12 protein-coding genes are annotated in these 15,458 nt (G+C 69.8%); 3 read left to right on the plus strand and 9 right to left on the minus strand.

Annotation, left to right across the window (positions count from 1 at the left end; all coding sequences use genetic code 11):
- Nucleotides 1–44: 44 nt before the first annotated feature.
- The 4 genes from ACFVIU_RS02990 to ACFVIU_RS03005 all read right to left on the minus strand — a co-directional run bounded on the left by ACFVIU_RS02990 (nucleotide 45) and on the right by ACFVIU_RS03005 (nucleotide 4,056).
- The gene (locus tag ACFVIU_RS02990; protein WP_385840199.1) at nucleotides 45–461 is read right to left on the minus strand and encodes a DUF6113 family protein; all 417 of its coding nucleotides are present in this window, start codon (nucleotides 459–461) and stop codon (nucleotides 45–47) included.
- Nucleotides 458–1,318 carry an N-acetyl-1-D-myo-inositol-2-amino-2-deoxy-alpha-D-glucopyranoside deacetylase gene (mshB, locus tag ACFVIU_RS02995; RefSeq protein WP_385840200.1) on the minus strand — a complete coding sequence of 287 codons (861 nt, stop codon included), beginning with the start codon at nucleotides 1,316–1,318 and terminating at the stop codon, nucleotides 458–460. The genes ACFVIU_RS02990 and mshB overlap by 4 nt, the downstream gene beginning before the upstream one ends.
- Before the next feature lie 9 nt (nucleotides 1,319–1,327).
- The gene (locus ACFVIU_RS03000) at nucleotides 1,328–3,778 is read right to left on the minus strand and encodes an MFS transporter (RefSeq protein WP_385840202.1); all 2,451 of its coding nucleotides are present in this window, start codon (nucleotides 3,776–3,778) and stop codon (nucleotides 1,328–1,330) included.
- 83 nt (nucleotides 3,779–3,861) lie between these two features.
- Nucleotides 3,862–4,056 (minus strand): hypothetical protein, encoded by a 195-nt coding sequence (locus ACFVIU_RS03005; protein ID WP_385840203.1) that lies wholly within the window; start codon nucleotides 4,054–4,056, stop codon nucleotides 3,862–3,864.
- 180 nt (nucleotides 4,057–4,236) lie between these two features.
- Between ACFVIU_RS03005 and ACFVIU_RS03010 the strand changes: the two genes are divergently transcribed.
- Entirely contained in the window at nucleotides 4,237–6,363 is a 2,127-nt protein-coding gene (locus ACFVIU_RS03010) for a prolyl oligopeptidase family serine peptidase (protein WP_385840204.1), read from the plus strand.
- A 116-nt stretch (nucleotides 6,364–6,479) separates the two neighbouring features.
- Here the strand turns inward: ACFVIU_RS03010 and ACFVIU_RS03015 are convergent, their stop codons facing one another.
- The 5 genes from ACFVIU_RS03015 to ACFVIU_RS03035 are packed head-to-tail and all read right to left on the minus strand — an operon-like array spanning nucleotide 6,480 to nucleotide 12,056.
- The gene (locus ACFVIU_RS03015) at nucleotides 6,480–7,547 is read right to left on the minus strand and encodes an ABC transporter ATP-binding protein (RefSeq protein ID WP_385840205.1); all 1,068 of its coding nucleotides are present in this window, start codon (nucleotides 7,545–7,547) and stop codon (nucleotides 6,480–6,482) included.
- Nucleotides 7,531–8,514 carry an ABC transporter ATP-binding protein gene (locus ACFVIU_RS03020; RefSeq protein WP_385840207.1) on the minus strand — a complete coding sequence of 328 codons (984 nt, stop codon included), beginning with the start codon at nucleotides 8,512–8,514 and terminating at the stop codon, nucleotides 7,531–7,533. Before ACFVIU_RS03020 ends, ACFVIU_RS03015 begins: the two co-directional genes overlap by 17 nt.
- 7 nt (nucleotides 8,515–8,521) lie before the next feature.
- Nucleotides 8,522–9,502: an ABC transporter permease gene (locus tag ACFVIU_RS03025; RefSeq protein ID WP_385840208.1), complete on the minus strand. Its 981-nt coding sequence runs from the start codon at nucleotides 9,500–9,502 to the stop codon at nucleotides 8,522–8,524.
- Nucleotides 9,495–10,418, minus strand: a complete 924-nt coding sequence (locus ACFVIU_RS03030) for an ABC transporter permease (RefSeq protein ID WP_385840209.1) — start codon at nucleotides 10,416–10,418, stop codon at nucleotides 9,495–9,497. Before ACFVIU_RS03030 ends, ACFVIU_RS03025 begins: the two co-directional genes overlap by 8 nt.
- Nucleotides 10,419–10,424: 6 nt before the next feature.
- Nucleotides 10,425–12,056: an ABC transporter substrate-binding protein gene (locus ACFVIU_RS03035; RefSeq protein WP_385840211.1), complete on the minus strand. Its 1,632-nt coding sequence runs from the start codon at nucleotides 12,054–12,056 to the stop codon at nucleotides 10,425–10,427.
- A gap of 465 nt (nucleotides 12,057–12,521) precedes the next feature.
- Here ACFVIU_RS03035 and ACFVIU_RS03040 point away from each other — a divergent pair, with 465 nt between their 5' ends.
- Together ACFVIU_RS03040 and ACFVIU_RS03045 are read left to right on the plus strand one after the other, a co-directional pair.
- Complete coding sequence (locus ACFVIU_RS03040; protein ID WP_385840212.1) at nucleotides 12,522–13,550, plus strand: ABC transporter permease; 1,029 nt, start codon at nucleotides 12,522–12,524, stop codon at nucleotides 13,548–13,550.
- Between the two features lie 80 nt (nucleotides 13,551–13,630).
- Nucleotides 13,631–15,415: an ABC transporter substrate-binding protein gene (locus tag ACFVIU_RS03045; protein WP_385840213.1), complete on the plus strand. Its 1,785-nt coding sequence runs from the start codon at nucleotides 13,631–13,633 to the stop codon at nucleotides 15,413–15,415.
- Nucleotides 15,416–15,458 lie beyond the last annotated feature (43 nt).

The raw sequence follows: 15,458 nt of genomic DNA on the forward strand, positions 1-15,458 counted from the left end.
ACCCACACCGGACTCGCACGCACACCGTACGGCGAAGTGGTACGTCACTTGCCAAGTCGGACGGGACCGCCGCCGGGTTGCCGTACCGCACCAACGGTGGCGCAGATCACAGCGAGGGCCATGCCGCCGAGCAGGAAGAGATAGGAGCCGCCGCCGGCGCCGAAGAGGAAGTCGCCTTCGGGGCGCGAGGCGGTGAGCAGGATGACGCAGACCATCCAGCCGGCCGCCGGGGCGACCGCCCCGCCGCGCCCGCCGGTGGCGTACGCCCCGCCGAGGAACACCCCGGTGGCGCCCGCGAGGGCGAGCAGCAGCCCGCCGGGGAACCAGGCGGCCTGCACCAGGGCGCCGGCCAGGCCGACGACCGCGCCGAGCAGGAACAGTCCGACGTGGGCGGCGGCGCGCCCGGCGGAGGGCGGCCGCAGCGGCTGCGTGAGCAACGAGCCGTTTCCGTTGCCGCTCACGACGCCTCCCCGCCCTGGACGCCCGCGAACAGGTCGGTCTCGCCGTCCTGCCCCTGGCCGCGCACCAACTCGTAGTACTCGGTGGTGAACAGCGGCTGGGCGAGTTCGTTCGAGAGTGCGAAGTACGGTTCGGCGACCTCGATCTGGGTGACGTGGGCGCGCATCGCGGCAGCCTTTGCGGCGGCGAACGCGGTGCCGTCGACGGTGGTGGTGACGCGCTCGTCGTCCACCACACCCGGTACGTCGTCCACGGCGGCGCTCTTGTCGAACGGCAGCGCGGTCAGCTCGTCCTGGAGGCGGGCGAAGGCGGCCTCCACGACGGAGCGCGGGGCACGGTTCCAGTAGACCTTGGCGATGCGGTGCCCGCGCTCGTCCGCCAGTTCGACGGCGCGCATGGCGACGCGGTGGGCCTGGATGTGGTCGGGGTGGCCGTAGCCGCCGTCGGGGTCATAGGTGACCAGCACCTGCGGCCGGACCTCCAGGATCACGTCCGCCAGCAGCCCCGCGGCCTCGTCGACGTCGGCCTGCCAGAAGCAGCCAGGGTCGTCGTTGTCGGCGGTGCCCATCATCCCGGAGTCCCCGTACCGGCCCGCCCCGCCGAGCAGCCGGGCGTCGGTCACGCCCAGCTCGCGCACGGCGGCGGCCAGCTCACCGCGCCGGTGGGCGCCCAGCGCGGGGCCCGTCAGGTGCCGCAGCTCCGGGGGGATGACCTCCCCCCGCTCGCCGAGAGTGCAGGTGACGAGGGTCACATGGGCACCTTCGGCCGCGTACCTGGCCATGGTCGCGCCGTTGTTGATCGACTCGTCGTCCGGGTGCGCGTGCACCAGCAGCAGACGCCGGGAGGGCAGTTCCGTCATGGGGCCACCCTACGAGGCGGCGGCCGTCCGGGGTGAGCCGATCAGCGTGGCGGGGAGGGCCGCCAGCAGCAGCGCGGCCGCCGACCAGCCGAACGTCAGGGCGTAGGAGTTGTAGGAGTTCCCGGAGGCCGACATGAGCAGTCCCCAGCCGAGCGCCTCGCCCAGCTGCTGGGCCGTACCGGCGGCCGCCGCTGCCGCACCGGCGTGTTCCGGGGCGATGTCCGCGGTGGCCATCGCGTAGAGCGGCACGCCGGCGAAGCCGATGCCGAAACCGGCCGTCAGCGTGCCCACCAGGAGCAGCGGACCCCCCTCCGGCGACAGGACGGCCAGCAACGCCGCCCCGAGCGCCGCCACCAGCAGGCCCGCCGCGACCAGGGCGCGGGGCGCGGCCCGGCCCAGCAGGCGGGCGGAGACCTGGGTGGCGCCGACGGCCACCGCCAGGGCCGGCGGCAGGAGGCCCGTCCCGATCTGCGCGAAACCGCTGCCCCGGTGGAGCAGCAAGAGGGCCACGGCGTGCCAGAGGCCCATGGCGCCCGTGCCGAACAGGATCAGGGTGAGGTGGCTGCCGAGGCGGCGGCGGTCTCGCAGGACGTACGGCTCCTTCCTGCGCTGCCGCCACACGCGGCCCGCGAACAGGGCCGCACCTCCCAGGAGCAGCACGAGGACCTGCGGGTCGGCCCACCCGAAGTCCCGGACCCGGTTGAAGCAGTAGGCGAGCGCCACCATGCCCAGGGAGCCGGAGAGCACACCGGGCAGGTCGGATCCGGCACCGGTGCGGCGCGGGCCGTCCTGGACCAGGGGGCCGACGCCGGCCAGGGCGAGCACGGCCAGCGGGACGACGACGTACAGGCAGATCCGCCAGGAGAGGTACTCCAGCATCGGTCCGGACAGGGCCAGCCCGAGGGCCGTACCGCCGGCGGTCACCAGGGCGTAGATCCCGAAGGCCCTGCGGCGCTCGCTGGGCTCGGGGAAGCCGGTGCTCACCAGGGCGAGCACGGACGGGGTGACCAGGGCGGCGAAGACGCCCTGGAGGGCGCGGGCGAGGGTCAGCACCGCGGCGGTCTCGGCGGAGCCGCCGAGCGCGGAGGCCACCGCGAACCCGATCAGGCCGATGACCAGGGCCGGTTTGCGCCCGATCCGGTCCCCGAGATACCCGCCGGGCAGCAGCAGGCCGCCGAAGGCGATGGCGTAGACGGCGGGCAGGGTGAACGGGCCGGCGTAGGACGCGTGCAGATCGATCTGGACGGGTTGCATCCCCAGCACGAACGCCGCCGTTTCCAGCGGGACCGTCAGCTGCGCCAGCATCAGCGCCACCAGACCCCACCAGCGCCGGGGGTTCGGCGGCGCGGGGGCGGTGGGGACCGTCGGCGAGTAGGCGGGCGGCGGGGGCGGGGACGCGGGCGGGGCCTGCGGCACCGGGGCATCGGCGCGGGACCGAACCAGCGCGACCCGCGGGTCCGGCTGGGGTTCGGCGCCGGGGCCGGGCACCGGTGCCTCCCCCGAGGATCCCGGCGCGGGCGCCTCCCGCTGGGGATGTACTGCCGGCGTCTCCGCCCGCGGCGCCGGGGCGAAGTCCAGCAACTGGGCCGCGTGCCGACCGAGTTGTGCCAGGACGGGCCCCGGCAGCCATTCCCCGGCCCGCTCCGGTGCCGTGCGCTCGGCCACCTGTCGCGGGGTCGGCCGCTGGGCCGGGTCCTTGTGCAGGCAGGCGGCGACCAGATCGGCCAGCGGCTCGGGTACGCCGGTCAGATCGGCCTCCTCCTCGGCGATCCGGAAGAGGTGGGCGTTCAGACCGGTTTCCGTGGCGCCGAAGAGAAGGCGGCCGGTGGCGGCGTAGACGAGGACCGCGCCGAGGCAGAACACATCGCTGGCGGGGGTGAGTTCGAGGCCGCGGACCTGTTCCGGCGACATGAAGCCGGGCGAGCCGATGAGCATGCCGGTGCGGGTGAGCAGGCTGTGCCCGGAGAGGCTGTCCATGGCGCGGGCGATGCCGAAGTCGATGACGCGGGGGCCGTCGACGGTGACGAGGACGTTGGAGGGCTTGAGGTCGCGGTGGATCAGGCCCGCCTCGTGCACGGCACCGAGGGCGAGGGCGAGCCGGTTGGCCAGGGCGTGCACCGAGTACTCGGGCAGCGGCCCGAAGTCCTTGGCGACCACGGTGTGCAGGTCGGGCCCCGGGATGTACTGGGTGGCGACCCAGGGGACGGCGGCCTCGGGGTCGGCGTCGAGCACGGCCGCCGTCCAACTGCCGCCCACCCGCCGGGCGGCGGCCACCTCACGGGCGAACCGCCGGCGGAACTCCTGATGCCCGGCGTACTCGGCCTGCACGACTTTCACGGCCACGGTGCGGCCGCCCTCGGAGCGCCCGAGATAGACCAGCCCCATGCCGCCCTCGCCCAGCCGGGCGATCAGGCGGTACGGGCCGATGCGGGTCGGGTCGTCAGCGGTCAACTGGTCCACGCCGGAAAGGTAGTGCAACTATCCAAGCGTGGCGAGGGCGATCGGCGAAGTCGGCGCCGGAGCCGGCCGCGACCGGGCCCGGCTCAGAACTTGATGCTGCCGATCATGCTGGCCACGTTGGTCGTCAGCTCGCTGATCGTCGGAGCGATCGTCGAGGAGGCGAGATAGAACCCCAGCAGGACGCAGACAGCTGCGTGACCGCCCTTCAGCCCGGACTTCTTGATCAGCAAGAAGACGATGATCGCCAGCAGCACCACCGCCGAAATCGAGAGTGCCACGGCGGCTCACCTCCAAAGATCGCCAGTCACAAAGATCGCCAGATCTAGATCAGTTGAGCAAATCCATGCGGACGCCAGCAGGTTCATACCCACACAGCGGTAGTGATCATAACTATCCGTATGCGCGCATCGCTCGGCGCACGGCCGCACAAGGGGGCGCATGGCCAATATGGTCGGGGTATGACGACCGAGGCTGACTCCTTCCCCCGTCGGCACGCCCGGACGCTGCGGTTCACGCTCGGCGCGCCGCGTGCGTTCACCGTGGCGCCCGACGGCTCGCGTGTCGCGTTCCTGCGTTCCGGTTCCGGCACGGACCGCGCCCACTCCCTGTGGGTGCTGGATCTTCCGGAGGGCACCGAGCGCCTCGCGGCGGACCCGGCCGCACTGCTTGCGGGGGCCGGGGAAGAACTCTCCGCCGAGGAGCGGGCGCGCCGGGAGCGGAGCCGCGAGGGCGGCGCCGGGATCGTCGGGTACGCCACCGACGCGGCCGTGGAGTTGGCGGCTTTCACCTTGTCAGGGCGGCTTTTCGCGGCCGAGCTGCGGGTCGGCACGGCACGCGAACTGGGCGTCCCCGGGCCGGTGATCGACCCGCGCCCGGCGCCCGACGGCCGGCACATCGCGTATGTCGCGCGGGGCGCGCTGCGGGTGGTGGACGCGGAGGGCGGCGCCGACCGGGCGCTCGCCGAGCCGGAGGCGGAGGGGGTTTCCTACGGGCTCGCGGAGTTCATCGCGGCCGAGGAGATGCACCGTTCGCGTGGTTTCTGGTGGGCGCCGGACGGGCGCCGGCTGCTCGTGGCGCGCGTGGACGACACGCCGGTGCAGCGGTGGTGGATCGCCGACCCGGCCCACCCGGAGCGTGAGCCAAATAACGTCGCGTACCCCGCCGCCGGCACTCCTAACGCGGAGGTACGGCTGTTCGTGCTCGGCCTGGACGGGGAGCGCACGGAGGTCGCGTGGGACCGGTCCCGCTATCCGTATCTGGCACGAGTGCACTGGTCAGAGGCAGGTGCCCCGCTGGTACTCGTGCAGGCGCGGGACCAGCGGAGCCAGTTGATCCTCGCGGTGGACCCGGACACCGGGGCCACCCGGATGGTGCACGCCGATGAAGATCCAAGTTGGCTGGAACTTTTCGCTGGAGTGCCCTGCTGGAGCCCCTCCGGGCAGCTTGTCCGTATCGCGGACGAGGGCGGGGCACGCGTGCTGGCGGTCGGCGAAAGGCCGCTGACCAGCGGCCAGTTGCACATCCGGGCGGTGCTGGACGTCGGTCCGCAGGACGTACTGGTTTCCGCCGCCGCGGGCGCGGAGGCGGAGGACCCGGAAATCGGCGAAATCCATGTGTACCGGGTGAACGAGCTGGGCGTGGAGCGCCTGTCCCAGGAGCCGGGTGTGCACTCGGCGGTGCGCTGCGGAGGGGTGACGGTCCTGGTGTCCGCGGCGCTGGACCGGCCGGGCACCCGGGCGCAGGTACTGCGTGACGGAAAACCGGCGGCCACTGTCCGGTCGTACGCCGAAGATCCCGGTATGTCCCCCCGGGTGACGCTCACCCAGGGGGGCGCACGCAGAATTCCATGCGCCGTGCTTATGCCACGGGACTACCACGGTGACACGCCCCTGCCGGTGCTGCTGGACCCCTACGGCGGTCCGCACGGCCAGCGGGTGGTCGCCGCGCACAACGCCCACCTCACCTCCCAGTGGTTCGCCGACCAGGGCTTCGCGGTGGTCGTCGCCGACGGGCGGGGCACCCCGGGCCACTCCCCCGGCTGGGAGAAGGCGATCCGGGACGACAAGGCGGCCGTCGTGGTCCAGGACCAGGTGGACGCGCTGCACGCGCTCGCCGGGCGGTTCCCGCTGGACCTGGACCGGGTGGCCATCCGGGGCTGGTCCTTCGGCGGCTATCTGGCGGCCCTCGCGGTACTGCGCCGCCCGGACGTCTTCCACGCGGCGGTGGTCGGCGCGCCCGTCACCGACCTGCGGCTCTACGACACCCACTACGAGGAGCGCTATCTGGGCCACCCGGACGAGCAGCCGGAGGTCTACCGCCGCAACTCGGTGATCGACGACGCGGGCCTGGTCGACGCCGCCGAGCCGCACCGGCCGATGATGATCGTCCACGGGCTGGCGGACGACAACGTGGTCGTCGCGCACTCCCTGCGGCTCTCCTCCGCGCTGCTCGCCGCCGGCCGCCCGCACGAGGTGCTGCCGCTGTCCGGGGTGACCCATATGACCCCGCAGGAGACCGTCGCGGAGAACCTGCTGCGGCTCCAGCTGGACTTCCTGCGGCGGTCGCTGGCCCGCCCCGCAAAATGAACGTGAACCGCGTTAACACACAGGCAACTTCACGGAAGCGGTGCCGATATACGGACGCGCGAGGCTGATCCATGTACGGCCGTGCGGGTGCCGTGAACGGGCCGGGGTGCGTCATATCACCCCGGCCCGTTGCCGTTCTCCAGGACGTCCTCCGGCGGTACGACCCGCTTCTCCTCGGCGAAGTGGCAGGCCGAGTCGTGCGCGGCGGGCCCGGCGGCGCCGTGCAGATGAGCCGGCACGGCCAGCGCCGGCACCTCCAGGGCGCAGCGCTCCTGCGCCTTCCAGCAGCGGGTGCGGAAGCGGCAGCCGGACGGGATGTCCGTCGGGGACGGCACATCGCCGAAGAGGATGATCCGCTCCCGGTGTTCACGGGCCTCGGGGTCCGGGACCGGGACGGCGGAGAGCAGCGCCTGGGTGTAGGGGTGCGTGGGATGGTCGTAGATCTCGGCGTCCCGGCCGATCTCCACGATCCGGCCCAGGTACATCACCCCGACCCGGTCCGAGATGTGCCGGACGATGGACAGGTCGTGCGCGATGAAGACGTAGGAGAGGTCGAAATCCGACTGGAGCCGGGCCAGCAGGTTGATCACCTGGGCCTGCACCGAGACGTCGAGAGCGGAGACCGGCTCGTCGGCGACGATCACCTCCGGGCGCAGCGCCAGGCCCCGGGCGATCCCGATGCGCTGGCGCTGGCCGCCGGAGAACTGGTGCGGATAGCGGTTGATGTACTCCGGGTTGAGGCCGACCACGTCCAGCAGTTCCTGCACCCGGCGGCGCCGGTCGCCCTTGGGGGCCGCCTCGGGGTGGATCTCGTACGGCTCCCCGATGATGTCCCCCACCGTCATCCGGGGGTTGAGGGAGGTGTACGGGTCCTGGAAGACCATCTGGATGTTGCGGCGTACGGCCTTCAGCGCGCGGCCGGACAGCCGGGTGATGTCCTCGCCCTTGAAGCGGATGGAGCCGGCCGTGGGGCGTTCCAGGTTGCACAGCAGCTTCGCGACCGTCGACTTGCCGCAGCCGGACTCGCCGACGATGCCGAGGGTCTCGCCCCTGGCCAGGGTGAAGTCCACGCCGTCCACGGCCTTCACCGCGCCGACCTGCTTCTTGAAGAGGACGCCCCGGGTCAGCGGGTAGTGCTTGACCAGCCCGGCGACCTCCAGGATCGGCTCAGCGCTCACGGCCATGCAGACACTCCCTCCAGAAGTGGCAGGCGCTGCCGCGCACCTCGGACACCGGGTACAGCGGGGGTTCGTCGGCGCGGCAGACGTCCTGCGCCATCGGGCAGCGGGGATGGAAGGAGCAGCCGGGCGGGATGTGCATCAGGTTGGGCGGCAGGCCCTGGATGGCGTACAGCTGCCGGCCCTTCTGGTCCAGGCGGGGTACGGAGTCCAGCAGGCCCCGGGTGTAGGGGTGGGCGGGCGCCTTGTAGATGTCCAGCACCGGCGCGGACTCGACGATCTTCCCCGCGTACATCACCGCGATCCGGTCGGCGACGTCCGCGACCACGCCCAGGTCGTGGGTGATGAGGATGAGTCCCATGTGGTACTCGCGCTGCAACTCCGCGAGCAGGTCCATGACCTGGGCCTGCACGGTGACGTCCAGGGCGGTGGTCGGCTCGTCGGCGATGATGAGCGCGGGCTCCAGGGCCAGCGCCATGGCGATCATGATGCGCTGGCGCATGCCCCCGGAGAACTGGTGGGGGTAGTCCCGCACGCGCTGGGCGGCGCCCGGGATCCGCACCCGGTCCATCAGCTCGACGGCCCGGGCCCGGGCGTCCTTGCGGGACATCCCGCGGTGCACGACGAACATCTCGCCGAGCTGGTCCCCGACGGGGAGGACCGGGTTGAGGGCCGACAGCGCGTCCTGGAAGATCATCGCCATTCCGGCGCCCCGGATCCTCCTGCGCTCCTCCTCCTTCAGGGTGAGCAGATCCCGCCCCTGGAAGAGGATCTGCCCTGCGGTGATCCTCCCGGGCGGCGAGTCGAGGATCCCCATGACCGCCTGCGCGGTGACGGACTTGCCCGACCCGGACTCCCCCAGCACCGCCAGCGTCTCCCCCTCGTCCACCCGGTAGCTGACCCCGTTGACGGCATGGGCGACCCCGTCCCGGGTCCGGAACTCCACATGCAGGTCCCGCACGTCGAGCAGCACGGCACGATCACCTCAGCTTCGGGTCGAGGGCGTCGCGGACCGCGTCGCCGAGCATGATGAAGGCCAGGACCGTGACCGCCAGGGCGCCCGCGGGCCAGAGCAGGGCGTGCGGGGCGTTGCGGATGTAGTTGGAGGCCGACGAGATGTCGATGCCCCAGGAGACGCTGGGCGGTTTGAGGCCGACGCCGAGGTAGGACAGGGTCGCCTCCAGGGCGATGTAGGTGCCGAGGGCGATGGTGGCGACGACGATCACCGGCGCCACGGCGTTGGGCGCGATGTGGCGCAGCAGGATGCGGGAGTCGGAGGCGCCGAGGGCGCGGGCGGCCTGGACGTAGTCGCTCTGCTTGGCGGTGATGACCGAGCCGCGCGCGATGCGGGAGATCTGCGGCCAGCCGAGCAGGACCATGAACCCGATGACCGGCCAGACCGTATTGCTGGTCACCACGGAGAGGAGGACGAGGCCGCCGAGGACGACCGGGATGGCGAAGAAGATGTCGGTGATCCGGGACAGGATCGCGTCCCAGGTGCCGCCGAAGTACCCCGCGAGGCCGCCCAGCACGGAGCCGAACAGCGCCACCCCGAGGGTGGCCAGCACGCCGACCGTGACGGACGTACGGGCGCCGTAGACGGTGCGGGTGTAGACGTTGCAGCCCTGGCCGTCGTAGCCGAAGGGGGCGCCGGGGCCGGGGCCGTCCTGGGCCTTGGCGAGGTCGCAGGTGAGGGGGGAGCCGGAGGCGATCGCCGAGGGCCACAGGGAGATGAAGACCAGGAAGAGGATGACCACGGCGGAGAGCAGGAAGACGGGGTTGCGGCGCAGGTCCCGCCAGGCGTCGGACCAGAGCGAGCGGGGTGCGCCGGCCGGGCCGGTGCCTTCCGGGCCCCCCGGCGTCTTCTCCAGGGTCGCGGCCTCGCTGGCGCCCAGGTCCATCGTGCCGCCCATGCCCGTGCCGGCGATCGCGCGCTCGGGTTCGTACGGCTGCTCAGGCATAGCGGATCCTCGGGTCGAGTACGGCGTACAGGAGGTCGACGAGGAGGTTGGCCACCAGGAAGACCAGCACGAGGATCGTCACGAAGCCGACGACCGTCTGGGTGTTCTGCCGCAGGATGCCCTGGTAGAGCTGGTAGCCGACGCCGTGGATGTTGAAGATCCGCTCGGTGACGATCGCCCCGCCCATCAGCGCGCCGATGTCGGTGCCGATGAAGGTGACCACCGGGATCAGCGAGTTGCGCAGCAGGTGGCGGGTGATGACCCGGCGTCTCGGCAGGCCCTTGGCGATCGCCGTGCGGACGTAGTCGGACCGCTTGTTCTCGGCGATGGAGGTCCGGGTCAGCCGGGTGACATAGGCGAGCGAGACCGAGGCCAGGACCAGGCCGGGCACGAGCAGCTCGCCGAAGGTGGCGTCCGGCGAGACGGACGGCTTGATCCACTGCCACTCGACGCCGAGCAGCAGTTGCAGCAGCAGACCGGTGACGAAGGTGGGGACGGAGATGACCACGAGGGTGGCGAGGAGCACCCCGGTGTCGACGGGACGGCCCCGGCGCAGACCGGTGACCACGCCGAGGGTGATGCCGATGACGATCTCGATGAGGATGGCGACGAGGGTGAGCCGGATGGTCACGGGGAAGGCCGTGGCCATCAGCTCGGTGACCTTCTGGCCGTTGAACGCCGTACCGAAGTCTCCGGTGAAGACGTTCCCCATGTAGGTGAGGTACTGCTGCCAGACCGGCTTGTCCAGGCCGAACTCCTTCCTCAGCTGGGCCGCGGTCGCCGGGTCGCACGCCCGCTCCCCGCACAGGCCCGCGACGGGGTCGCCCATCACGTTCACCATGAGGAAGATCAGCAGGGTGGACCCGATGAACACCGGGATCATCTGGAGCAGTCGCCGCAGGACATAGCGCCCCATGCCCGGTCAGCCGACCTTGATCTCGTTGTAGACGGGGACGCTGAAGGGGTTGAGGGCCACATGGGACAGCCGCTGCGAGTAGCCGGCGCTGCCGTTCTGGTACCAGAGTGGGATGGCGGCCATGTTGTCGCGGACGACCCCCTCGGCCTGCCGGAAGAGGTCCACGGCCTTGCCGGTGTCGGTCTGCGCGTTGGCCTGGTCGACGAGGTGGTCGAAGTTCTTGTTGGACCACTTGCCGTCGTTGGAGGAGGCGTCGGTGTAGTAGAGCGGCTGGAGGAAGTTCTGGATGAGCGGGTAGTCCATCTGCCAGCCCGCCCGGAACGGGCCGTGCATCTTGTGCTGCCCGATCTGGTTGCGGAAGTCGGCGAAGGTGCCGACGGGGTTGCCCACGCAGGCCGTGCCGTTGCCGAGGGCGTTGTTGATGGAGTTGCACACCGCGTCCACCCACTCCTTGTGCGAGCCCGTGTCGGCGTTGTAGGTGATCCTGACCTGGCCGCCGGGGATGCCGCCGCCCTGCTGGATCAGCTTCCTGGCCCCGGCGGGGTCGTAGTCGCAGGCCTTGCCGCACAGGCCGGCCTGGTAGCCGCCGGCCGTGCCGAGCACCGGGGAGGTCCAGTCGGTGGCCGGGGTGCGGGTGTTGCTGAAGATGGTCTCGGTGATCTGCTTGCGGTTGATCGCCATGGACAGGCCCGTGCGGACCTTCTCCGACCCGGCCTTGTTCCAGGCCGGGTCGTAGTAGGGGAAGGCCAGGGTCTGGATGATGCCGGCCGGGGTGTTGATGTACCGGTCGCCCAGGTCGCTCTTGACGTTCTTCAGCTGGGCGGCGGGGACGTCGTCGACGAGGTCGAGGTTGCCCGCCATCAGATCGGTGTAGGCGGTGTTGTTGTCCGTGTAGACCTTGAGGGTCACTCCGTCGTTCTGCGCCTTGTCGCTGCCGGGGTACCCGTCCCACTTCCTCAGGGTCATCTGCGAACCCTTCGTATAGGACTCGATCGTGTACGGCCCGTTGCCGACCGGCTTGCTCAGCCAGCCCGCGTGGTCGGTGAAGAAGGCGCGGGGCAGCGGGGCGAAGGCCGCGTAGCCGAGGGTGTCGGGGAAGCCGGAGAACTTCTGCCGGAGCCGGACCGTGAAGGTGTGGTCGTCCACCACGTTCAGCCCGGACAGGGTGCCGGCGCTCTGGCTGCCGCTGTCGGGGTGCACCTTGTCGTAGCCCTCGATGTACCCGAAGAAGTACGCGTTCTTCTGGTTGTTCTTCAGGCTGGCCCCGTAGTTCCAGGCGTCCACGAAGGACCGGGCGGTCACTTTTTCGCCATTCGAGAACGTCCAGCCGTCCTTCACCTTGATCGTGAAGGTCTGCGAGTCCTTGGTGTCGATGGACTGGGCGAGCCAGTTCTCGGCCTTGGCGGTCTTCGGGTCGTACCGCTTCAGACCTCGGAAGATCATGTCGAGGACCTTGCCGCCCTGCACCTCGTTGGTGTTGGCGGGCTCCAGCGGGTTCTGCGGATCGCCCCAGGAGGAGCTGAGCACCCCGCCGCCGTTGCCGCCGCCGCCTGAGCCTCCGCCGCCTCCGCAGCCCGCCGCGGCGAGCGCCACCGCCACCGCGCAGACGGCGCACCGGGCGCGCGAGATTCCCCGCATGGCTGCCTCCTTCGTGATCACTGCCCCGATACCGGCCAATATCGGCTCATAGATCACATACCGCATGCGCGCCGCCCGATTGAGGGGCCTTTAGAGGGACACGTCATCCGATTGCAGGCACCCCCGTGAACCCCCTGGACGATCTTGCCCGAGGAGCGCAACAGATCTTCGCTTAACGATGCTGAAACGTTGGATTGGGACGTGTCGATGTACGCATTTCGACACACGACCGTCCGCATAACGAACGCCTTGCCCGATTCGCCCAATTGGTCCGATCTGAAGCACGGATTGATTACGGCGCGCTACCCGTGTAGCTGCGGAATGGTCAAGTACGAGCCAAGAAGGTAAAGACGCAACCAAGGCGGCCCAGAATTTATTGACCTTGAATGAATTGCGTTGAAAAAGTCCGGCGTAGCCCGTAGGGGAGCGCCCTGCGGAGCCTTGACCCACAAGGCACGGAGCATCATGACCCCCGCAACTCCTTCCCCGGCCGCCCCCCTCGAGGTGACCGACGAAGACAGCGCCGCATCGGCGAAGCCCGGCAACCCCAAGGGCACCGAGAGCCGCTCTCCGGGACGGCTGGCCTGGACCCGTTTCAAGCGGGACAGGACGGGCGTCATATCCGCCTATGTGGTGATCTTCTTCTTCGTGATCGGCATCTGCGCGCCGCTCATAGCCAAGCTGTACGGCAAGGACCCGTACACGACGTACGGCCAGAACGACCCGACGCTGCTGGACGACTTCGGCTTCCCGGCGAAGCCCAACGGCGGCATGAGCGGTGACTTCTGGTTCGGAATCGACCCCCAGCTGGGCCGGGACGTGCTCACGTTCCTGCTCTACGGCATCCGCAACTCGCTCCTGATCGCCACGGCGACGACCCTCCTGGTGGCCGTCATCGGCGTGATCGTCGGCGTCACCGCCGGCTACCTGGGCGGCAGGACCGACTACTTCGTCGGCCGGATCATCGACATCCTGCTGGCCTTCCCGCAGATGCTGTTCTTCATCGGCTTCTTCCCGGTCATGCTGACCATCCTGGTCTCCCCCGAGGAGGCCACTCCGGTCTGGCTCATCGTCACCTCGCTGATCGTGATCATGACGATCTTCGGCTGGGCACCCATGGCCCGACTGCTGCGCGGTGAGGTACTCGCCCTGCGCGAGCGTGAGTTCGTCGAGGCCGCCAAGGTCACCGGAGCGTCCTCGGCGCGGATCATCTTCAAGGAACTGCTGCCCAACCTCTGGACGCCGATCCTGATCCAGGCCACTCTTGCGCTTCCCATGTACGTCACGACCGAAGCGGGTCTGGCCTTCGTGGGTGTCGGCCTCTCCGACCCCACCCCGGACTGGGGCGTCATGGTCCAGAACGCCTCGAAGTACTACCAGTCCGACATCACGTACATGCTCTTCCCGGGCCTGTCGATGGTGATCTTCGTGATCGCCTTCAACCTCCTCGGCGACTCGGTGCGTGACGCGCTGGACCCCAAGGCCGGGCGCTGAACCTCCCGTACCACCTTCCGGCCCGGGCGACGGGGCCCGCCGGAGCAGCTCGTAACTCTCCTCGACAAGAGCAGGAAGCCATGTCCCTTTCCCGCAGAAACTTCGTCATCGCCACGTCGGTCGCGGCCGGCGGCTCCATGGTCCTCTCCGCGTGCAGCAGCGGCGGGAGCGGGAACGGTGGCAAGAACTCCCACGCCGGTACCGACAAGTACACGGGTTCCGTGACCGTCGGCACCAAGGAGGACTCGACCGGCCCCGCCCCGGAGATCCCGGGCGCGAAGAAGGGCGGCAACATCATCGGCCTCGGGCCGGACGACTTCTCCCACCTGGACCCGCAGCGGATCTACTTCGCGTGGAACTCCACCATCGCCAACCTGTACGTCCGTACCCTGACCGGCTACAAGATCGCCTCCGACGGCTCCATGAAGCTCGTCGGTGACCTGGCGACCGACCCGGGCACCATGTCCGACGGCGGCAAGACCTGGACCTTCACCCTGAAGGACGGTCTGAAGTGGGACGACGGCAGCGAGCTGACCGTCGAGGACGTCCGCCACGGCATCGAGCGCGGCTTCGCCAGCTTCACCACCGAGGGTGCGCAGTACGTCCAGTCCGCGCTCGTCGGCTCCAGCGACTTCCGGTCCAAGTACAAGGGCCCGTTCAGCGGCAAGCACCTGGACTCGATCGTCACCGACAAGGCGAAGAAGACCATCACCCTGAAGCTGAAGGTCGCCCGCCCGGACCTCAACTTCACCCTGGCGATGCACTCCTACGGCGCCGTGCCGGTCGGCCACGACTCCAAGGAGAAGTACGACAAGGACCCGGTCTCCGCCGGTCCTTACAAGATCGCGCAGCACTCCGTCGACAAGTCCCTGAAGCTGGTCCGCAACCCGAACTGGGACCCGAAGACGGACGCGATCCGCAACGCCTACCCGGACAGCTTCACCTTCCAGTTCGGCAACGAGTCGCTCGCGGCCACCGACCGTCTGATCGCCCAGAGCGGCGACGACCAGTACGCGGTCATGGCGTACAGCGGTGTCCCGGCCGAGCGTCTCCAGAAGGTCCTCGGCGACCCGGAGCTGAAGAAGCGCACCATCAACGGTCTGCTCACCGGCCTGTACTACTACGCCATCAACTGCAAGCGGATCACCGACCCGAAGGTGCGTCAGGCGCTCAACCACGCCTGGCCGCTGGAGCAGATCCGCCGCATCTACGGCGGTCCGTCCGCCGGTGACTACGCGACCTCCATCATCAGCCCCGACATCCTGGGCTACGAGCACCAGGACGTCTACGGCAAGCTGAAGAAGCCGCAGGGCGACCCGGAGAAGGCCAAGGCGCTTCTGAAGGAGGCCGGCAAGCTCGGCCAGAAGATCGTCTACACCTACCCCAAGGGCAGCAACGACGCCTACACCAAGACGGCGGTCGTCATCACCAACGCCCTGAAGGCGGCGGGCTTCGACCCGGTCGTCAAGCCGGTGGACTCCACCAGCTACTACGACCAGGTCCAGCAGATCGACAACAGCTTCGACGTGATGTGGTTCGGCTGGTCCCCGGACTGGCCGACCGGTTACACCGTCATGCAGCCGCTGTTCGACGGCTCCACCATCGCCAACGGCTCCAACAACGTCTCGCAGCTGAACGTCAGCTGGGTCAACGACGCGATCAAGAAGAACGCGGTCATCCCCGACCCGAACCAGGCCGCCAAGGCCTGGGAGGCGCTGGACAAGAAGATCATGACGGAGCTGGCTCCGATCATCCCCGAAACCTTCCAGCGCCGGTTCTACCTGCACGGCTCGAAGGTCGGCGGCGCGATGTTCGACCCGCAGTTCTCGGCGTTCATCATGTACAAGCTGTACGTGAAGGCCTGACGCTCACAGCCAGTCCAGGGGCGGGGGGGGGGGGGGCCCCCCC

It is taken from the genome of Streptomyces sp. NPDC127190, assembly GCF_042672505.1.
GTDB lineage: Bacteria > Actinomycetota > Actinomycetes > Streptomycetales > Streptomycetaceae > Streptomyces.